The sequence below is a fragment of the Cohnella sp. CFH 77786 genome, from assembly GCF_019400745.1.
Lineage (GTDB): Bacteria > Bacillota > Bacilli > Paenibacillales > Paenibacillaceae > Cohnella.
In genome coordinates this window covers 91,731-112,463 of record NZ_WJIB01000003.1, presented here as the reverse complement: position 1 = coordinate 112,463, position 20,733 = coordinate 91,731, and the positions used below count along the sequence as shown (strand labels likewise).

At 55.3% G+C, this 20,733-nt stretch carries 18 protein-coding genes; 2 read left to right on the top strand and 16 right to left on the bottom strand.

Annotation, left to right across the window (positions count from 1 at the left end):
* Positions 1-43 precede the first annotated feature (43 nt).
* From GE107_RS05720 to GE107_RS05670, 11 genes are all read right to left on the bottom strand, one after another.
* Positions 44-1,489, bottom strand: a complete 1,446-nt coding sequence (locus GE107_RS05720) for a CoA-acylating methylmalonate-semialdehyde dehydrogenase (protein WP_219638719.1) — start codon at positions 1,487-1,489, stop codon at positions 44-46.
* A 57-nt stretch (positions 1,490-1,546) separates the two neighbouring features.
* The gene (iolC, locus tag GE107_RS05715; RefSeq protein WP_219638718.1) at positions 1,547-2,557 is read right to left on the bottom strand and encodes a 5-dehydro-2-deoxygluconokinase; all 1,011 of its coding nucleotides are present in this window, start codon (positions 2,555-2,557) and stop codon (positions 1,547-1,549) included.
* A 1-nt stretch (position 2,558) separates the two neighbouring features.
* Positions 2,559-3,470, bottom strand: coding sequence for a myo-inosose-2 dehydratase (iolE, locus tag GE107_RS05710; RefSeq protein WP_219638717.1), 912 nt, complete (start codon positions 3,468-3,470; stop codon positions 2,559-2,561).
* 21 nt (positions 3,471-3,491) lie between these two features.
* Positions 3,492-5,357: a 3D-(3,5/4)-trihydroxycyclohexane-1,2-dione acylhydrolase (decyclizing) gene (gene iolD / locus GE107_RS05705; RefSeq protein ID WP_219638716.1), complete on the bottom strand. Its 1,866-nt coding sequence runs from the start codon at positions 5,355-5,357 to the stop codon at positions 3,492-3,494.
* A 163-nt stretch (positions 5,358-5,520) separates the two neighbouring features.
* On the bottom strand, positions 5,521-6,519 hold the full coding sequence (locus GE107_RS05700) for a LacI family DNA-binding transcriptional regulator (protein ID WP_219638715.1): 999 nt from the start codon (positions 6,517-6,519) through the stop codon (positions 5,521-5,523).
* A gap of 259 nt (positions 6,520-6,778) precedes the next feature.
* Positions 6,779-8,275: a response regulator transcription factor gene (locus GE107_RS05695; protein WP_219638714.1), complete on the bottom strand. Its 1,497-nt coding sequence runs from the start codon at positions 8,273-8,275 to the stop codon at positions 6,779-6,781.
* Positions 8,272-9,999, bottom strand: coding sequence for a cache domain-containing sensor histidine kinase (locus GE107_RS05690; RefSeq protein ID WP_219638712.1), 1,728 nt, complete (start codon positions 9,997-9,999; stop codon positions 8,272-8,274). The genes GE107_RS05695 and GE107_RS05690 overlap by 4 nt, the downstream gene beginning before the upstream one ends.
* A gap of 129 nt (positions 10,000-10,128) precedes the next feature.
* A complete protein-coding gene (locus GE107_RS05685; RefSeq protein WP_219638710.1) occupies positions 10,129-10,941 on the bottom strand; it encodes a carbohydrate ABC transporter permease in 813 nt (270 codons plus the stop codon).
* Positions 10,941-11,867, bottom strand: a complete 927-nt coding sequence (locus GE107_RS05680) for a carbohydrate ABC transporter permease (RefSeq protein WP_219638708.1) — start codon at positions 11,865-11,867, stop codon at positions 10,941-10,943. Before GE107_RS05680 ends, GE107_RS05685 begins: the two co-directional genes overlap by 1 nt.
* Positions 11,868-11,942: 75 nt before the next feature.
* Positions 11,943-13,271 carry an ABC transporter substrate-binding protein gene (locus GE107_RS05675; RefSeq protein ID WP_370636270.1) on the bottom strand — a complete coding sequence of 443 codons (1,329 nt, stop codon included), beginning with the start codon at positions 13,269-13,271 and terminating at the stop codon, positions 11,943-11,945.
* 725 nt (positions 13,272-13,996) lie between these two features.
* A complete protein-coding gene (locus GE107_RS05670) occupies positions 13,997-14,668 on the bottom strand; it encodes a TetR/AcrR family transcriptional regulator (RefSeq protein WP_255570248.1) in 672 nt (223 codons plus the stop codon).
* A 162-nt stretch (positions 14,669-14,830) separates the two neighbouring features.
* On the opposite strand from GE107_RS05670, the gene GE107_RS05665 reads away from it, so the two are divergent.
* Together GE107_RS05665 and GE107_RS05660 are read left to right on the top strand one after the other, a co-directional pair.
* Positions 14,831-15,778, top strand: coding sequence for an aldo/keto reductase (locus tag GE107_RS05665; protein WP_219638706.1), 948 nt, complete (start codon positions 14,831-14,833; stop codon positions 15,776-15,778).
* Between the two features lie 220 nt (positions 15,779-15,998).
* Positions 15,999-16,421 (top strand): hypothetical protein, encoded by a 423-nt coding sequence (locus tag GE107_RS05660; RefSeq protein WP_219638704.1) that lies wholly within the window; start codon positions 15,999-16,001, stop codon positions 16,419-16,421.
* A gap of 25 nt (positions 16,422-16,446) precedes the next feature.
* Here GE107_RS05660 and GE107_RS05655 read toward each other — a convergent pair whose 3' ends face one another.
* The 5 genes from GE107_RS05655 to GE107_RS05635 are packed head-to-tail and all read right to left on the bottom strand — an operon-like array spanning position 16,447 to position 20,699.
* Positions 16,447-17,703: an ABC transporter permease gene (locus GE107_RS05655; protein WP_219638702.1), complete on the bottom strand. Its 1,257-nt coding sequence runs from the start codon at positions 17,701-17,703 to the stop codon at positions 16,447-16,449.
* Positions 17,696-18,598 carry an ABC transporter ATP-binding protein gene (locus tag GE107_RS05650; protein ID WP_219638700.1) on the bottom strand — a complete coding sequence of 301 codons (903 nt, stop codon included), beginning with the start codon at positions 18,596-18,598 and terminating at the stop codon, positions 17,696-17,698. Before GE107_RS05650 ends, GE107_RS05655 begins: the two co-directional genes overlap by 8 nt.
* Positions 18,585-19,517 carry an ATP-binding cassette domain-containing protein gene (locus GE107_RS05645; protein ID WP_219638698.1) on the bottom strand — a complete coding sequence of 311 codons (933 nt, stop codon included), beginning with the start codon at positions 19,515-19,517 and terminating at the stop codon, positions 18,585-18,587. Before GE107_RS05645 ends, GE107_RS05650 begins: the two co-directional genes overlap by 14 nt.
* A complete protein-coding gene (locus GE107_RS05640; RefSeq protein WP_219638696.1) occupies positions 19,510-19,920 on the bottom strand; it encodes a GntR family transcriptional regulator in 411 nt (136 codons plus the stop codon). The genes GE107_RS05645 and GE107_RS05640 overlap by 8 nt, the downstream gene beginning before the upstream one ends.
* Before the next feature lie 53 nt (positions 19,921-19,973).
* A complete protein-coding gene (locus tag GE107_RS05635; RefSeq protein WP_219638690.1) occupies positions 19,974-20,699 on the bottom strand; it encodes a hypothetical protein in 726 nt (241 codons plus the stop codon).
* Positions 20,700-20,733: the final 34 nt, after the last annotated feature.

Genomic DNA, 20,733 nt, shown 5'->3' with positions numbered 1-20,733 from the left:
TCTCTTCCTCCCAAGACGGCTGCGCCCGAATCCCCTGCCCCGCTTACCAGCGGGTGGTCACCATTTTCTTGCGGGTGTAGAACTCCACGCCGTCCGTTCCGTTGGCGTGCAGATCGCCGTAGAACGATTTTTTCCAGCCGGAGAACGGGAAAAACGCCATCGGAGCCGGCACGCCAAGGTTCACGCCGAGCATGCCGGCGTCGATCGTCTCGCGGAATTGCCTAACGCTGCCGCCGCTCTTCGTAAAGATGCAAGCGCCGTTGGCGAATTCCGAGCGGTTCGCCAGTTCGATCGCCTCTTCCAGCGTACCGACGCGAACGATGGAGAGCACCGGCGCGAAAATTTCGTCTTCCCAAATTTTCATGCCGCACTCCACTTGGTCGAAAATCGTCGGGCCCACGAAATAGCCGGATTCGCCGGCCGCCTCGTCCTTGCGGCCGTCGCGAACGAGCAGCGCGCCTTCTTTCTCGCCGGTTTCGATATACTGGATCGTCCGTTCCTTGTGCGGTCCGCGAATGACCGGTCCGAGGAAGACTCCCTCCGTCAGGCCGTTTCCGATCGTGATTTTGTTCGCCGCCTCCACCAGCTTGCCCACCAGCGCGTCCGCGACCTCGCCTACCGCCACGACGACGGAGCAAGCCATGCAGCGCTCGCCCGCCGAACCGAAGGCGGCGTTGGTGATTTCTTTGACCGCAAGATCGAGGTCCGCATCCGGCAGGACGATGGAGTGGTTCTTGGCGCCGGCCAGCGCTTGCACTCGTTTGCCGTGCGCGGAAGCCGTTTTGTATACGTATTCGGCAACGGGTTGGGAGCCGACGAACGAAACCGCCTTGATGCCGGGATGCTCCAGAATGCCGTTCACGACATCTCGCGCCCCGTGTACGATATTGAAGACGCCCGCCGGAAGCCCCGCCTCGTGGAACAGCTCCGCCAGCCGGTTCGCCAGCAGCGGGGTGCGCTCCGAAGGCTTGAGCACGAAGGTGTTGCCGCACGCGATCGCCAGCGGGAACATCCAGCACGGTACCATCATCGGAAAATTGAACGGCGTAATGCCTCCGACGACCCCGATCGGATAGCGGTACATGCCGGATTCGAGGTTCGTTGCGATATCCGGGAGCTGCTTGCCCATCATGAGCGACGGCGCGCCCGCCGCGAATTCGACGCACTCGATGCCGCGCTGGACTTCGCCGTACGCTTCGTTGTAGCTCTTGCCGTTCTCCAGGGTGACCAGCTTCGCGAGCTCTTCCCAATTCTCCACCAGCAGCTGCTGGTATTTGAACATCACGCGGGCGCGGCGCGGAACCGGCGTGCGGCTCCAGGTCTGGAACGCATTCTGCGCCGCTTGAACCGCCCGGTCCACATCCTCTTGGACAGACAGCGGCACGAGGGCCAATACCTCTTCGGTGGCCGGATTAAATACGGGTTCTGTCCCGGTTGCCGACGAGTCGATCCACTCGCCGCCGATCCAGTTTTTCAAGACGGTAGTCATGGTGCTGTTCCCCTTTCCCCATTATCGCTCATGAATTTTCGAAACCGGTCGATCCGATCAAGAAGCCGTAATTTCGCCTCGGTTGCAGCGGTCGATATATTCGTGCACCTGTTCGGCCGAGGGCATCGCGTCGGAGCAGCTGTGGCTCGAAATGACGATGCAGGCCGAGGCGCTTCCGAACTCCATGCTTTTCTCCAGCGTCCATCCTTGCATGATGCCGTACAGGAAGCCTGCGGCGTAGGAATCGCCGGCCCCGAACGTCTTGACGACCTTGGCCGGGAAGCTCTTCGCGCGGTGGGCGGCGCCGTCCTTGGTATAGGCGATGGAGCCCTCTTTGCCGTGCTTGATGATGACGATCTTGGCCGAGTAGTCGAACCACTTGGCGGCCGTGATCCGGTCATTGCGCTCCGGATTGCGCTCGAATTTCTCCATCATGTCGAATTCTTCGCGCGTGCCGATGATGATGTCGCACTTCTCCGCGGCCAGATTGTAATAGACGGCCGTCTCCTCGGGCGAAGTCCAGGTGTACGGACGGTAATCGAGGTCGAAGGCGATGACGGCTCCATGCTTCTTGGCGTAAGCGAGCGACTGGAACACCGCCTCGCGCGACGGGCTCTTGGCCAGAGCCGTCCCCGAGATGAGCAGAAGCTTCGTTCGCGCGACCAGCTCTTCTTGCACTTCGCCCGGAGCCAGCTTCAGATCCGCGACATTGTCCCTGTACATCAGGATGCTGCAGTCGGTCGGGCTCTTGATTTCGGTGAATGCGAGCCCGGTTACCGCTCCCGTATGGTCGATCACCACATTGCCCGTTTCGATGCCGTTTCGCTCCAGGTAACCTTGGATGAACCGGCCCATCTGATCGTTCGCGACTTTGCCGACGAAAGCCGTCTTCATTCCGAACCGCGACATGCCGATGGCGATATTGGCCGGAGAGCCTCCGACATACTTCGTGAACGTCACCGTCTCTTCCATCGGGCGGTTGATCTCGTTGGCGTTCAAATCGATGCAAAGCCTGCCGACGGCGGTAAAGTCCAGCGTCTTCCCAGCCGGAAAAGCGAGATAGGTCATGTCAATCGCCTGCCTTCGTCGAAATAAGGGAGTCCAAATACTCAATCGCCCGTTTGGCGTACTCGTAAGCCGGATGCGCGGCAGGGTCCTGCTCGCCTTCCAGCATCGCCCAACCGCTGTACCCGCGGCCGACGAGTTCGCGGACGATCGGGCGGAAGTCCAAATCCCCGGTTCCCGGCACCGTGAAGACGCCCTTGCGGATGCAGGTGACGAAATCGGCGCCTTCCGCGCGCGCTTCCTCGAGCACCGCCTTCCGGACGTCCTTGAGATGAACGTAAGCGATGCGACCGTAATGCTTGCGAAGCACGTCAAGCGGTTCGGCTCCTCCGTAATACGCGTGCCCGGTATCGAACAGCAGGTAGACGAGCTCGGGATCGGTGAGCTCCATCAGGCGGTCGATTTCCTCCGGCCGCTCCACGGCGGTTCCCCCGTGATGGTGGTAGGTGAGCTGAAGCCCATACTCCCGGGCGATCGCTCCGGCGGCGTTCAGCCCTTCGGCCAAGCTGTTCCAGCCGGCATCGTCCAGCCGAAGCACTTCTTTCTCGTTCGGCGTCCGCCTGGGATCGAAATGCAGAGAGCCGCCGACCTCGCAGGTGCTGATGACCGCGGCGCCCATTTCCTGCAAAAACTCCGCGTGCTTGCGGTACGCCTGCAGCTCCCGCTCCCGGTAAGCGGGATCGGAAAACAGCACCGATTTCCACTGCGACACGAGCGTAAGGCCCCGATCGGACAGTTCCCGCTTCAGTGCCGCGGGATCGACCGGGTATTTACGCCCCATCTCGGTGCCCTCGAGACCCAGCTTCCGCATGTCGTCCACGATTTGTTCGAACGTCGTATCGGCGCCGTGCTCCTTCACGTCTTCCCCGACCCAGTTGATCGGGTGCGCCCCGAGCCGGAACGGCAGTTTAGCCATCTCGAACGTCCCCCTTTCTCTTTAATAAGGCCTCGCCGCGTCGATTCGCTTCTTCATCTCTTCATGCGCGGTAACGACTTTGCCGCTGACGGACACTTCGGGCACGCCCACGTTCCACCAGGACTCGTAGCCTCCCGTATTCGTGCCCGGCACGACCGGGATTTCGATCAGGGTGGTGACCGTCTCCGCTTTCGCTTGCTTCAGCGCTTCCCGCAGCTCTTCCGCCGTGCGGGCCTTGTATGACTTCGCGCCCAAGCTGCGGGCATGCGCGGCGAAATCGATCGGCAGGTAGCCGCCCGTCAAACGTCCCGTCCCGCTCTCGCGGTAGCGGAATTCGTTGCCGAAGCCGTCGCTGCCATGTCCTCTCTGCAAGTTGTGGATGCATTGGAAGCCATGGTTGTCGAACAGTAAAATCGTGAATTTGCGGCCCTCTTGAAGGCTTGTCACCAGCTCGGAATGAAGCATCAAATAACTGCCGTCCCCGACAACCGCGTACACTTCCCGTCCCGGTTCGGCGAGCGCCGCGCCGAAAGCCCCGCTGACCTCGTAGCCCATGCAGGAGAATCCATACTCCATGTGGTACGACTTCGGCGTTTGCGCCCTCCACAGCCGGTGCAAATCGCCCGGAAGGCTGCCGGCCGCGCAAACGACGACGGCATTCGGATCGATCGTCTCGTTGATGACGCCGAGCGCGCGGGTTTGGGCCAGCCCGGCCTCGATTTCGAGTCCGTACAGCCGGTCCACTTCCGCATCCCATTGTTGCTTCAGCCCGGCGATTTCCCCATCCCCATATGCGCTCCGGTAGCCGGCCGCGGCCAGCGCGTCCTTCAGCGCCTTCAATCCTTCCTTCGCATCGGCCGTAATGGCCGCCCCGCTCAGCTTCGCGGAGTCGAAGCCGCTGACGTTGATGTTGACGAAGCGGACTTCCGGATCGGCGAACGCGGATTTCGAGGCTGTCGTAAAATCGGAATACCGCGTGCCTACGCCGATGATCAGATCCGCTTCCTTGGCGAGCTTGTTCGCCGCCAGCGACCCGGTGACCCCGATCGCGCCGACATTCAGCGGATGGTTCCAGGGCAGCGAGCTCTTCCCCGCCTGAGTCTCGGCGACCGGAAAGCCGAACGCTTCGGCGAAATCCGCCAGCTCGTTCGCCGCGCCGCTGTACAGAACCCCGCCGCCCGCGATCAGCAGCGGCCGCTTCTTGCCCTTGACCAGCTCCGCCGCCCGCTTGACCGCCTCCTCCGCCGCCGGACGCCGATCGATGTAATGGACACGCCTCTCGAAGAACTCCTCCGGATAATCGTAAGCCTCCGCTTGCACATCCTGCGGCAGCGCCAGCGTAACGGCTCCCGTCTCGGCAGGGTGGGTCAGCACGCGCATGGCCTGCAGCGCGGCAGTCATCAGCTGCTCGGGACGCGTGATCCGGTCCCAATATTTGCTGACCGGCTTGAACGGATCGTTCGCCGAGACCGTGTAATCCCCGGCCACTTCCAGCTGCTGAAGCACCGGGTCCGGCTGACGGGTCGCGAAGTTGTCTCCGGGAAGCAGCAGCACGGGGATGCGGTTCACCGTCGCCGTCGCCGCCGCCGTCACCATATTGAGCGCCCCGGGGCCGATGGAAGAGGTGCAGGCCCAAATTTGCCTGCGGTTCATCTGCTTCGCGTATGCGGTTGCGGCGTGAACCATCCCTTGTTCGTTCTTGCCTTGGATATAGATCAGGTCTCCGGCACTTCGCTCTAGCGCCTCGCCGAGCCCCGTCACGTTGCCATGCCCGAAAATGCCCATAACGCCTTTCACGAACTTGGTTTCCGTTCCGTCGATCGAGACGTATTGCCGATCCAGGAACTTCAGAAGTGCCTGTGCCATCGTCAAGCGGATCGTTTTCATGTTCACCCTCCAATCGGTGGATCGCTTTCTGGAAAGCGCTTGCAAATTCTTCATTTGTCGTGCGATTAGTTGGCAACCGAGGCGAATTGCCAGAGTAGGTTAATCGATTACCCACTGTCGATCTTATATTATATCAGGGTATCCGGTTTTGCAACTCCTTTGTTTATCGCTTTTGCGCCGTGGAGCCGCGTACGACAAGCTCGGGGAACAACCGGATTCTCTGCTTGATCTTGTCTTTGCCTTCGATTTTGTCGACGATCACTTCCATCACCTTCTGGCCCAAATCGCTTACCGGCATCGAGATGGAGGTCAACTCCGGGTGGCTGACGGTACACAAGGCCGTATTGTCAAATCCGATCACGGAAAGCTCGTCCGGCACGGCTAGGCCCCGTTTTCTCGCTGCCCGCACGGCGCCTACAGCCATAATGTCGTTGCAGCCGAATATTGCGCTCGGCCTTTCCTTTACATCCAACAGCCGTCCGCCAGTCTCCTCCGCGTCTTCCAATCCGGCTCCGCTGTAAATGACGAGGGATTCGTCCGGTTCGATCCCCGCACTCCGCAAAGCGGTCATATAGCCTCGAAGCCGCTCTTTGCCGCTGTACGAATCCTCGGCAATCATGGCGATACGTCGATGTCCCAGGGATACCAAGTGATCCGTAGCCGCAATGCCGCCCAAAAAATCGTCCGCCGTGACGCTGTCGATCAGCAATTCAGGCTTTTCATAGGCGAACAAAACGACCGGAACCTTGTCTTTCAGCAGCTTATTCAGCAATTCTTCGTTTTTGAACTTGGAAGCGATAATGAACCCGTCCACCCGCTTCTGCAGCATTAAAGAGACATGCCTGGCTTCCTTCTCGGGATTGTTGTCCGTACTGCACATGACGATGCTGAAACCGAACCCTTGGCCGCGTTCTTCTATATGCTTCAAATACTGGGCATAGATCGGATTGTCGATATCGGGAATCAGGAGAGCGATCTGATACGTGAATTTGCCTTTCATGGCGGACGCCAGCACGTTCGGTTGATACTGAAGGTCCTCCATGATTTTCAAAATTCTTTTTCTTGTTTTTTCGCTGATCCGCCCGTTGTTATTCAATACCTTGGAGACGGTGGCTGTCGACACTTCCGCGATTCTGGCGATATCGTAAATCGTTGGCTTCATCATTCTTCATCCAGTCTTTGGTTGTTGTTCGGACGACCGGTCGATCTTCGGATCGCCAGTTCGGGCATAAATTCGCCGAGTTGCTGATCACTTTCGATATCAGGCTGCGGCTATCATACGAATTTATAGCCATAATAGCACCCCCTCAGGAAAAACGCGATCTCTTCCTTACAAGTTCAACCTTGCGCCCGGTTCGGATCGCGGTTGTGGCTGCGGAGGCGATCTCGAGCGCGACTATGCAGTCCTTCTCCAGTTGTCTCTAATTGACCTTCTCGAATCTCTTGCGGTATTCCGAAGGCTGGCAGCCTGCCGCTTCCCGGAACAATTTGGAAAAATAGCGGGTGCTATAATAACCGACCTTGTTTGCAACCTGTTGAACTTGCATATCCGAGCCGCTGAGCAGCTCCTTGGCTTTCAGCATCCGGATTCGGGTGAGGTACTTCATGAACGTCGTACCTGTCTGCTTGTGAAATAAAAAGCTCAAATAATTTTGCGTCATGTCCAGCTCGGCGGCGATCTGGCCCAGGCTGATATCGTCCATGTATTTCTCTTCGATGATGGAAATGACTTGATCCACGATTCGGGTCAGACGGTTGTCATCGCTATGGTTCTCCTCCAGCAGCCGTTCCCCGCGCCTCTTCAACTGCCCGATGATGGCTTGGAAATTCGGCGCTTCTCCTTCGTCACCATTCATCGTACATGCTAAGAAACGGGCGCAGTTGCCGACCGCTTTCGGATGCTCAGCGTCCTTGCATCGTTCCAGCTTTTTCTCCAGGCTGCCGATCCCGTTCTGAAAATGCAGATATTGCTTGGCTTTATACGCCGCTGCCAGTTCGATCAGGTGCTTGCCGATTTCCGTCCATGCTGCGTTATTCGCCGAATGATCCATCTCCTCCATCGTCCATAGGCGGCCGATGCCCAGGACCGGTCTAAGGCAGGCCTTTTCCCTCAGCAGCTCCGTTTGCTCGAACAACGAAGGGAACGAATCGCATTCCGCCGTTTGCAAAGCCGTTATTTTCAAGGAAGAACTGCCGTATTGCCCGAGCAGCTTTTCCAGCTTGGTCCGCAGCATGGCTGCCGTCCGACCGCTTCTTTCGGTTTCCGACGCGGCCACGGCGGCCAGTTCTCCGCCGGAAAGGGCCACAAGCGCGGTGCAAAATCCATTCCGGGTCAAATCGTCCAATTGCGTACGGACATCCCGGCTGAATTCGGACTGCCGGCGCATCATTTCCGCCCCGGTACAGGATCCGTCGATATAGAACAGCAAAGCGCTGAAGTTCCCGTTTCTCATCATGCTGCCATCCGGCTCTTGATCGATGCAGGCAAGCCCGTGGTACAGAGCCGTCAAATCATTCTCGAACTGCTTGTTCAGCAACAGCTTGTACCGGACATTATCCTTGAACACCCGATTCAAGGTTTGTTCCAATTGCTCCGACCGAACCGGTTTGAGCAGGTATTCCGAAGCTCCCAGCTGAATGGCTTGCCTGGCGTATTCAAAATCCGAGAAGCCGCTAAGGATAATCCATTGCGTGAGCGGGGATACTTCGCGGGCCGTTTGGATGGCGGTCAAGCCGTTCATCTTCGGCATCCGGATATCGACAATGGCGATGTCCGGCATCTGTTCGCGGACAAGCTCGACCAGCTCCTCGCCGTTCGCGGCTTCGCCAGCGAGTTCCCAGGGCTGGGACATTTTTCCGATCATCTGCACCAGATTGACGCGCGACAGCCGCTCATCGTCTGCAATCACGATTTTCATGGCTTCACATCCTCCACAGGAATTTCGATCGTTATACGGGTTCCCGATCCGCGATCCGATTCCAATACCCATGATGCATTCTCAAAAGCAAGCTTTAATCTTTCCTTGACGTTGGTTAAACCTACGCTATGCTTGATGCTTTCAGGACGGACGGAAAATCCGACGCCGTCATCCGCAACCCGGATCCGCAGCATCGGGCCTCCGGCCTCTTCGTCAAGCCAAGCGGACACCTGCAAATGTCCCGGGCTGTCTTTCGGCTCGATTCCATGAATAATAGCGTTTTCAACCAGTGGCTGCAGCAGCAGCTTCGGGATTTTGAATGCTTCCGTTTGCGGCTGCGCGTCGATGGATACCTGCAAGCGTTCCTCGAAACGAATCCGCTGCAGTTCGCAATAACGGCGGAGAAAATCGAACTCCTCCCGAACCGTCGTCCATTCGGTATGCCCCAGAGTATACCGAAGCATGTCGCTAAGGGAGAAAATGGCTTGCTCCAGCCTCTCGGTCTGCCCGATCCGGTTCAAGGCGAGAAAACCGTTTAACGTGTTGTACAGAAAATGCGGCTGAATCTGCGACTGAAGCGCCCGGTATTCCGCATTCCGTTTGTTAAGCTCGGCGCGGTATTCCCTGTCGATTAAGTCGTTCAATTGTTCGATCATCGTGTTCAAGGCATGTCCGAGCTGCGCCACCTCATCCTTGCCCCGGACCTTCAGCCTGCCGCGCAGATCGCCGCGCTGCACCTTCTTCATCATCTGAATCATTCTCTTGAACGGATCGACCATCCAATAAGAGAGCGTGAAATAAAGCAGCAGCGTGACGGCGAATCCCCCGAACGCAAAAAGGTAACAAACTTCTTTTAGCCATCGCACTTGCGATTGGATGTCATGATTGGAGAGCAGGACGGCGATTTTCCATCCCGACCGATCCAACGTCTTGTATACGGCAGCGAATGTGTCGTTATCGTCCTCCACCGTCTCAAGGCCGTCCGACACTTGAGAGGCCGCCTCCGATGAAAGCGGGCGATTGGCGTAAATCAATTTGCGTTTATCGTCGAGGATGACCACCTTGGAACCGACATGAAACCGGATTTCCCGAGTAATGCGTTCCAATACGACGGTATCGGCGTCCGCCATCATGACGGCGAGCGGTTTGCCCGAGTCCGGATCTTTGATCAACCGCGCAATGGAGAACGCCGTCCTCGTTGCCTCCGAAGGGAAATAATCTTGCGGATGCGTTCCGATGAAAGCGACGCCTCCGTCCGCCTCGACGGCTTTTTTGTACCAGCTCTGGTCCTTGTAGGGATAGTCCTTCACGGCGTTCAGAATGCCGTCCGGAGTCACGACATACACGGAGCCGTCAAACGGCAGAAGAATCGTTCCCATGATGTCCTTGCGGATGTTTTTGGTTTGAGCGGGGAGCGCGAACGTGAGCGCCTTCTCCGCAAGCATTTTCCGATAAGGGCTGTATTCCGAGTAGGATTTGCTCGCTTTCATTTTCAAGGCTTCCATGACGTCCAAATGGAAGTAAGGCGTAATGGACAGCCGATCCAAGTCGTCCAGGTACATCTCGATATTCTGTGTCGCAACCGTCAAGGTCCCTTTGGCGGTTTCCGTCATTTGCTCTTTCATGGAACGAAGATAAAAGGAAGGCACGGCCAAGATGATCACCGAAATCGGGATCATGATCGTGGCAAGAAAAAGCAGCGATAATTTGCTTCGAAGCTTCACTTGATCCCTCCTCCGGAATACTGGGCATAGCGAATGTTCAATTCCATCTTATCGGCCGGGAAGCCGCCTGAAAACTGGAAAATGCCTGCAGCGCCGCAAGACGCCCCAGGCATGTGCCGGAATCCGGTGCTACCCTTTGACCGCACCCGAAGACAATCCGTGAATGAAGTACCTCTGCAGGAACAAATAGACGCCGGCGACCGGAACCGCTCCCATCAACGAACCGGCGGCCACCCATCCGATGTTGTTGTTGTATTGGCCGAAGAAAGCCGACAGCGCGACCGTGATCGTTCGCGAATCCGGCTGCTGCAGGAAGAATACGGAAAACTGATAATCGTTCCAGATCGTAACGCCGGTCAGAATGATCACCGTCGCCGTGACCGGCTTGAGCAGCGGCAGGATGACCGAATAGAACATGCGCAGCTTGCCGGAACCGTCGATCATCGCGGCTTCATCCAGCTCTTTCGGAATCGTGTCGATGAACCCCGTGTACAAGAAGATCGTGACCGGCAAATTAAACGTAACATGAAGCAAAATGATGCCCCAGAACGAGTTCATGCCGCCGATATCGACCATGAATTTGTACAGCGGAACGAGAATCGTCAGCGGCGGCACGATCATCGCGGAGACGAACAGCGCGTAGACGAATTTGTTCCAGGACGTTTTGTATCGGGCCAGCGGATAGGCGGCGATGGAACCGATGATGACGATGAGAACGATCGCTCCGACCAGAATGGCGATATTATTCGTAAAAGCCCGGCCCAAATTCGCTTCTTTCCAGGCATTCGTGAAGTTGTCGAGATAAAAATAGCCCGGCATGACCCATTTGGAGCTCGGGTCGTCCATCGCCTTGAACGAAGAGGTCAGCAAAACGTAAAACGGAAGCACATGAATGAGGCAGATGAGCAACGAGAGGGCGATTCTCCCTGAACGATTCCGCATCACGGGCTCACCTCCCGCCGTCTTAAGAATACCAGCGCTGTAATGCTGACCATCGAAATGAGCACAAACATCAGATTGCCGAGCGAGGCCGCGTAACCGGCATCCTGCCGGCCGAAATAAAGCTGGTACATCATGCTCGACAAGGAAGCCGAGGCGTAGCCTGGACCGCCGTTCGTCATGGCCGTCACCACATCGAACAGCTTCAAGCCCCCGATCAGATTCAGCACGACGCTGATCGTCAAGGAAGGAGCCAGCATCGGCCATGTAACGTACCGGAATTTACCGGCTGCGTTCGCGCCGTCAATGGTAGCCGCTTCATAATAATCTTTCGGGATGACCTGCAGTCCGGCGAGAAAAATAACCATCGAAATACCAAGAAACTGGTACGTGTTTACGAAAGTAATGATCCAGACGTTAATTCCCGGATCTCCAAGAAGGTTGATCGGTTCATTCCGGAACAACAGAACGATATCGTTCAGCGCGCCGCCCCGATACTGGAAAAAGAAATACCAGATGTAGCCCATGATCAGCGGACTGATGATAACCGGCAAATAAATGACGGTGCGGGCAAGCCCCCGCGTCCGGATGCTCTGGTTCAGGAACAAGGCGTAAGCCAGACCGGCCAGATTCTGTAACAGCGTGCTGCCTACTCCGTAAATAAGCGTGTTCTTGATGACATTGGCGATATCCGGATCGGAAAACATCCGTTTGTAGTTGGCGATTCCGATATGCCGGTACTCCTGGGAAAAACCGTCCCAGTTCGTAAAAGATATTACAATGCCTTTGTAAAAGGGATAAAAGATAAAAACGGCGAAAAGGGCCAGCGCGGGCACGTACAGAAGATTAAGCCATAAGGGTGAATGGGCGAGCTTGCCGGTACGCCTTCGGTTCGGAGCCGGCGGCCGAAGTTCGGTTGACGTTTGCATGACGGTTCTACCAACCCCTTCCTTGCGGAAAGCGAGGAAGCGGAGGAAGCTTCCCCCGCTTCACCTTATTCCCGCTTACTTGTTGCTCAAACGCTCCGCTTCCTGCTTCATTTTCTCGGAAAACTGCTCCGGCGTGACGGATCCGCCCAGCAGCGCGCTGCCGGTTTTGCACATGACGTCCCACATGCCGCTAGGCAGGTAAACCCGGTCGAAATACGGGAATACGCGGATGTTCGCATATTTCTCATAGTACTCGGTAAACTCGTGAGTGGCCGATACTCCCTTCAGTCCGGGCGGAAGCTTCGTCACATTGGCGATTTTCTCCATGTTCTCCGTCTTGGCGAAGAACGCGATGAGCTGCTTCGCTTCTTTCAGATGTTTGCCGTCCTTCCAAGCGCCGAAGGTATATCGCTCTCCTCCGGAGAAGTTCGGCTCGTCTCCGCTCACCATGGAAGGCACCGGCATAAAGCCGATCTTCAGATCGGGATTGATTTTATGCACTTCATCCGCAAAAGAAGGTCCGAGCAGCGTGAACGCGACTTTTCCTTCGGCGAATTGCTGCGGCAAATCGCTGTACTTGGCCGTCAGCACATCTTTGTTGATGTAGCCTTTCTTGAACATCTCCAAATATTTTTCCGGCAGCGGGGTCCACTTCTTCCAGTCAAACGTCTTGTTCAGCAAGTTTTGGGCTTCGTTTTGCTGCGGACTGATCAACTGGGAGGTGGCGAAGTAGTCGAAAAATTGGCCGATCATCCAATCGTCGATCCCCGAGAAGAAGAACGGAGTCACCGCGCCTTTGCTTTCCTTTTTGATTTTTTCCGCCGCAGCCATCAGTTCGTCGAATGTCTTGGGCGGCTCAATGTTATATTGCTTCAGCATGTCGACGTTATAAGTCAGACCGTCTTTCGCTTCGCTCATGACGAGCGCATGCACTTTGCCGTCCTTGTCCGTCACGACGTCTTTGATCGTGTCGGTCATATTCGGAACCCACGGTTCGTCCCTCAGATCCGCCAGGTACTTTCCGTACCGGACTACCGCCCAGCCGTGGGTATCGAATACATCGGGAAGATCGTTGGCCGCCATCTTGACCTTCAGAATATTCTCATATTCGGATCCGGGAAATTGAAGATCCACTTCGATGTTCGGATTCTCGCTGGTGAAAGCGGCGGCGATTTGCTTGTACACTTCCTGCACCGGCTTATCGTTCGTCGTACTGTAAACCGTCAGCTTGACTTTTTCTCCGCCGGAGCTCTTGGCTCCGGAGTCCTCCTTTACGGTCGATTCCTGAGGCGCGGCGCTTGGCGTTGCGGAAGCCCCGGAAGTCCCTTCCCTCTTCGAACATCCCAGGAGAAACGCCGCAAACATCATTACGATAACCAGAGACAACAGAGCCGTTCTTTTCACTGTCTAAATCCCCCTCTGATTGTAATTCGCTTAAGCAATGCCGCGTGCGGAACGGCGCTCTCCGGATAGCGCTTCCATTCGCGGATTCGGTTCGACATGTCAAGTGTAGCATGGATGATTGCGCTTACAAATGTATCATTTCTACGATTGAAGTATCCATTTATCAATTCGGGAACCGCTGAGTCGGTTCCATTCTGGAAATGCGCTTTGCTATGGTGTATTGTTGCTCCTTCCGTCATCGTCTATGCTGATGCAGGGCCGGAACGGAAAACAGGCTCGCGTTCTCTCCCCTTTTCGCTCCCCTGTCCAATAAGATGGATCTCATTTGGAAAGCCTGACCGTACGCGTTGAAGGCTCAAGGTGGCCCCCCAACGGTTTCCGGCTATTCTGCTCATAAGAATCTTTTGCTCCGTACAGAATAGTTACGGTGAACCATATCACAAATAACGGCAAGTTCTTTGGGGGAAACTCTCAGGAGCCTGTGTTGTCTCCCGCTTCGAAAACGGCGATATAGTTTTCTGCCCAAGCGAATTTCGCTCTCCGTGTCGTACTCAAGATCATTCATCAGTTGCCCCGGCAAAGCACTGGACGACAAGGTCCTGCTGCGTCTTGACGATCCTCATTCTTGAATCCCTCCTGAACATGAAAATGACCCCGCGAAAAGGCTATCGAAACGGATTGAGAAGCATAAATACAAAAACACGCAGTCGAACTGCGTGTTTTTGTCAAAAAAGGTTTTTGGTAATCTTTTGAGCCAAATACTCAATTCTCGGCATAATGGCAGCATCATCAATGGCTGAAAGTTTTTCGGGTTTAAATAACTGAATTTTCTTTAATTGATAATAATCATATAAAATTTGTTGAACGGTTAATTGATTCGTCATTAAATATTTGACATTGAACATTCCCCTTAGAAGCTCATCCTGCATAATTAACAGCTTGCCATTGATATCGTTAAAAATCCCTTTTTGAATTCCTTCTCCGTAGAAAGCCAATACCAGCTGTTCTCGCTTCTTCATGGCTTCATTCAATCGATCATACCAATCCGGGTAACTGGTTTCGAGTTCCTTTAAGAAAATATCCGTGAAACACTCAATAAGCGAAACGGACTGCACGAATATTTGCTGGAATCGGGTGCCGAAATTTTGATCTGAATCCAAGGTGCCGGAAGTCAGTTCGTTCATGTAATCAACAAAACCATCTACAATGAATCCGATTATTTCTTCTTTGGTTGAAAAATACTTATATAGAGTCACTCTGCTAATCTCCATCACTTTTGCGATTTCATCCATCCGAACGGATTGAAGGCCATTTTTTCGCAAATAAGGGAGTAGCTTAGTAACTAGCTTGACTCGAGTCTCGTTCATTTTATCCGATCTATTAATATTGTTGTTCAAGATTTAACCTCCTTATTTTTTTATTATACCCTGAATTCTGAAAAGCATATACACGAAATGCAAAGGGATCAAGACTTACAAAAATAACAAAAAGTGTTTACCATGTAATTTTAGTGTGATATGATGGACATCGAAGTCAAGAAATGGAGATGAGGTTATCTAATGAAAACACACAAACTTGGCCACAGTGAGCTTGTCGTTTCTTCTATTGGATTGGGTATGATGGGAATGTCTCCTGGCATTTACGGCACCATAGATGATGAAGAGTCCATTAAAACAATTCATCGAGCTCTGGATCTTGGAGTAACGTTGCTGGATACCGCAGATACGTATGGCAACGGACACAATGAGGAATTGTTAGGCAAAGCATTGAAAGGGAGAAGAGAGCAGGCCATTGTTGCTACCAAGTTTACCTTTGGTCCGAATTGGGAGTTCATCGGAGGGCATCCTGACTACGTAAAGAAAGCAATCGATGAGAGCCTCCGGCGTCTTGACCTTGATTATATCGACTTGTACTATCAGCACCGTGTCGATCCTAATGTCCCGATTGAGGAAACGGTTGGAGCGATGGCTGATCTAGTTAAGGCAGGAAAGGTACGTTATCTTGGACTCTCTGAAGCAGATGCATCTGCCATTCGCCGAGCACATACGGTACATCCAATCTCCGCCTTACAAACGGAATACTCCCTTTGGAGTCGTGACGTTGAAGAAGAAATTCTTCCTACCGTAAAAGAACTTGGAATCACTTTTGTAGCTTACAGTCCTCTAAGCAGGGGCTTCATCACCGGCGAACTTCGTAAATACGAGGATTTTAAAGCGGATGATATTCGGAGATATTTGCCACGTTTCCAAGGCGAAAACTTCCAAAAGAATGTGGACATCGTGTATAAACTTGGGGAAATCGCCAAAGAGAAGAACTGCACGGTTGCACAACTGGCCATAGCCTGGACAATAACGAAAGGCGCGTTGCCGATTCCAGGTACGAAACGCCGAAAATATCTAGAAGAAAATGTTGAGGCAGTCGATATTCAACTTACACTTGATGATTTAGCCGCTATTGACGCCGTTAGTCCAAAGGCATTCGGCGAACGTTACCCCGGTATGGTATAAATGTTCAGGTTGTTCGGGTCGGCTCAAACATCATTGTAGTGGTTCTTTGAAAGAAAGCGATAAAAGAAGCAATCCTTCAGGCCAATGCATGGCAGTAGGATTGCTTCTTTTTCTTGGATTATTAAGCCAACGAATTCTTTGAACGCTTGGATACGATGGCCCTAAAACTTGCCGCTATAGACAGCGCGGTGATCCCAAACATCACTTCAAGGAGGCTGGATTGACTTGTCGAACAAATCGGCGACGCATGCCGGAGCGATCGACAAATCCTTGGCACATGAAATCGCCTTCTACTGAACTAGCGGATGAGATACAGGCAGTTTCGGATGGGATTCATCCACTTTCGGATAAGATTCACCCCGAATCGAATGAGATTCATCCGGCGGATCCCATTTCACCGACATGCCGGCATGTTCAATGGCAGAGTCGACACCTGCATGACATACTGCTGAGTGAACTTTCAGAACAATTGGTTTCGGTTGTGCGGGAGCTGATCGAGATGGAACAACAATTGCAGTTCATGAAGCTGCTGCTTGAAATCGACGACAGAATCCGTCAGACGGAGATCATACCGCGGAACCTGTGTCTGGAAGACAGTAACCTCCTTGAAAAACAAAAAAACCAGTCAGATCAAAGGGATTGATCTAACTGGTTCTCATGGATCGAATTCAAACCTTATAAGCCTTCATCGCCTTCACGAGCTCCTTCACCGAAGGGCGCTTGCCGTACATGAGGACGCCGGTGCGGTAGATCTTGGCCGACAGCCATCCGAGCACGAGGATCGAGACGAGCAAGATGCCGATGGACAGCGCGATCTCCCACCAGCCGGGCTCGGCGAGTCCGACCCGCAGCACCATGAGGAACGGCGAGAAGAACGGGATGAACGAGCAGACGACGATGAGCGGGCTGTCGGGATGCGTGAGGCCGAACATCGCGACGTAGAAGCCGACGATCGTCAGCATCGTAATCGGCAGCACCGCCTGGCCGAGGTCCTCGGTTCGGCTGACGATGGAGCCGACGGCGGCGAACATCATCGCGTACAGGAAGAAGCCGGTCAGAAAGAACACCACCGTGTACACGATCATGGCGGGATCGACCGTATCCAGCCGGATGCCGAAGCCCTGAAGCGCGTCCGCGTTATGCGGCAGGTTCAGGTTGATGACGAGCGCTCCGACGATCCCCGCGATCTGGAGGATGGCCACGACGAACGTGCCGATCACCTTGCCGAACATCTGCGCGAGCGGTGAGACGCTGGTCACGATGATTTCCATGACTCGCGAGCTTTTCTCGGCCGTGATCTCGGTGGCGATCAGTTGCCCGGAGATCATGACGCTCATGAACAACAGGATCACGATCACATAGGTGAGGCCGATTGCAGTGCCTTGCTCTTCGGCGGTTTTGCCCGATCCGTCGGTCACTTGCTCGTTCTGGAACGCAATCGGGGCATTCAGCCTCGATTTCTGTTCATCGGATAATTTTGCGTCCTTCAGGACGAAATCGTTTTTGATTTCTTGCAGCGCGATTTGCAAGGATTGCGAAGTATCGGAGCCCAACGCGCTTTTGGAATGATAGATGGCGGACGGAAATCCGATGGCCGGATTGTCAGTGAACGTCAAGTATCCGGAGATCGTGCCGTCCTCGACCCATGCTTTGAGCTGTTTCTCGTCCGAGGCCCCGTTTTCGAGCTTCACGTCCGGTTTTTCCTGCTTGGCGTAAAGAGTCCTCAATCCTTGAACGATTTCCGGATATTGCCCTTCCACATACCCTACGCTCCGCGTTTTGTCGCCGCCGAATTTATTGATCAGATAAGGCACATTTCCGCCTATGACAACCAGCAAGATCAGCACGAGCGTCGAAATCAGGAAGGCTTTGCTGCGCATCTTGTTCCGCATCGTGAACGCAATGACGGTCCCCAGTTTATTCATGGTTTTCACCTACCGTTTTGATGAAAATCTCGTTCAGCGTCGGCTCCATCAGCTCGAACCGGCGGACGGGGCCTTGGGCGAGCGCGTGCCGCAACACCGCCTGCGCCGTCTCGGGCTCGCGCACCTTCAGCTCGTATCCGTGCTCGTGGCGAACGACCGAGACGACTCCCGGGACGGTCTCGAGACCCGAAATCGGTGCGTCCGCCGAGAGGATCACCCGCTCCTGCGGGAACTTCTTCTTGATCTCCCGGATCGGCCCCTGCAGGACCGGATTCGACTTATGCATGATCGTGATGTTGCGGCACAGCTCTTCGACATGCTCCATCCGGTGCGTAGAGAACACGATGCTCGTGCCGTTGTCGCGAAGCTCCTTGACCGTCGTCTTCAGCAGCTCGACGTTGACCGGATCCAGACCGCTGAAAGCTTCGTCCAAAATAACGATGCGAGGGTTATGAATGACTGCGGCGATAAATTGGATTTTCTGCTGGTTGCCTTTGGACAGCTCTTCGACCTTCTTGTCGTAATACTCCGGCACCTGGAATTTGTCGAGCCACTTCCGCAAATTCGCTTCCGCGTCTTTGCGTGACATGCCGCGAAGCTGGGCCAGGTAGACAATCTGGTCGCTCACCTTGATCTTCGGATACATGCCTCTTTCCTCAGGCAGGTAACCGAGCATGCTCAATTGCTCTTTGCTGTAGGGCTTGCCGAAGTATCGGATGTCCCCGCCGTCGGGGAAAATGAGTCCGAGCACCATGCGCATCGTCGTCGTTTTGCCTGCGCCGTTCGCGCCGAGAAGCCCGTAGATTTCGCCTTCGGACACTTCGAAGCTGAGGCCGTTCACGGCCGTTTTGTCGCCGTATTGCTTGACGACGCGTTCCACTTTAAGCGGGTTCAACGTTCGCTTCCTCCTTTTGAATCAGACAGCCTAGAATATCTTCCAGTTCCAGGCGCCGGCTCTCCAGCACCTGGAATCCGCAAGCCTGCAAGTACGCTTCCAGCCCGCCGCCGGCCGCAAACTCCACCTCGATCCGGTACAGACCCGGACCGGCGCTCTCCATCTGGCAAAACCCGGGAACCCCCCGCAGCTTGCCGGCATCGGCTCCGGGGGATGTCTCCCGGACGAGCAGCGAACGCCAGGCGTCGAACAGCAAGTCCTTCTCGTACAAGCCGAGGCATCGCCCCTGGTGCAGGAATAGGACGTTATCCGCGAGCCGTTTGACTTCCTCCGTCACGTGGGTGGCCAGCAGCAGCGTTTTGTCCCCGTTCTCCAAGTAACTCTGCAACTCTTCCATCCATATTTTCCAAATGAAAGGATCCAAACCTGAAGAAGGCTCGTCGAGAATCAGCAGGTCCGGATCGTGGGCCATCGCGATCGCCAGCTCCGCCTTTCTGCGCGTTCCCTTGGACAGCTTCTTGAGCTTGGCGCCCTCATCCACGCCGAACCTCGCCGCGAGGCGGCGGTATCGCTGCCAGTCCCATCCCGGATACCAGTACGAGGCAAACTCCGCTTTCTCAGCCACCGTCATTGGATTCTCATGAGCATTCGGGCTTTCCGCGACGAAGCCGATTCTCGCTTTATAGCTTTCGTCGCCGTGCGGCACCACCGGTGTGCCCAATACCTCCAGCCGCCCGTCGGTGACCGGCTCCAAGCCGAGCAGCGTGCGGAACAGCGTGCTTTTGCCCGACCCGTTCGCCCCCACGACGGCCGTCACCCAGCCCCGGGGGATCTCGGCGTGAAGCGGCCCGAGCCGGAACCCCTCCCTTCCGGCCTTCACGCCGTCCAGCCGGATCGCGGGTTGTTCTTGTCTATCCATCAGGAGAGTCCCCCTTGTTCTCCGATTTGGTCCGGACGATGTCCCGGAACAGCCCCTCGAGCTCTTCTATCGTACACTGCAGCTGCAGGCCCGCATCGACCGCCCGCTCCAGCTCCTCGGATGCGCGCCTGAGCCGGTGCTGTTCCCGATCGGTCAGGTCGACGCCGGCCACGAACGTTCCGGCTCCCTGCCGGGTGCGGATGAGCCCCTCCGCCTCCAGATCCTGATACACCCGCCGGATCGTGATCGCGCTGCATTTGAGAGATACGGCCAACTCTCGGATGGAGGGAAGCGCGGTCCCCTCCCGAAGTTGTCCGCCGAGAATCAACCCGCGAAGCTGCACCTCGATTTGGTGGTACAGCGGCTCCGGACGCTGTTCGTCAATTTTGATCGGCAGCCACACGGGACCACCTCCTTCCCTGAACCGCATGCATCCGGGGCATGCGGTTCGAGACGTTAAAGATTGTATGGCCGAAGGTGCAGCCTCTGAAGGGTAAGACGGTACCCGGCATACAAGGCCGACACCGCGAAGAGAAGACTGACCGGCAACCAATAGTAATGCCCAGTCTTGATCTCGCCGATCGTTCCCCGGACCAGATGAACGCCTCCGAACGCAAGTCCCGCGGACACGATCATGCATACGCCCATGAGCGCCCAGTATAACCAAACGTAGCGTTTCCCGCTGCACCCCAGCTCCATCCAGATCAGGAAGGCATTCATCCCGAGCGCGTAGCATATCCATATGAATCCGACCGCCAGCCATGCCATGATCGTCAACTGGTCCCTGAGAGTGGAGGAAATGAAGTATTGCAGCAGGAGAAAAGCGAGGCCGATCGCCGGGACGAGCAGCAGCGCGTTCAGCATCCTGGCTTTCACGATCGTCTCCGGCGGAATCGGCATCGTCCGCCAGTGCGCAAGCTTCCTTGTGTAGACGTCGTCGCGGCTGATCGCGAAAGCGGTCCGGTTCATGAGCAGCCCGAACGCCGGGAACATCATGAGGTACATCCAATCCACGACGGCGTGCATCATCGAAAAGCTTGCCCGCTCCCGAAGTAGTGCATACAACGTAAACCCTACGATCCAACCGATATAGAGGGCGAACAACAAAGTGAAGACCATGCCCGGCCATTCCCGTCTCCACCCGAACCGGGCCATCCTCCACGCGGTTTTCCAATCGGACATCGCTTAGGCCTCCTCCTGCCGGTTAAACGATTGA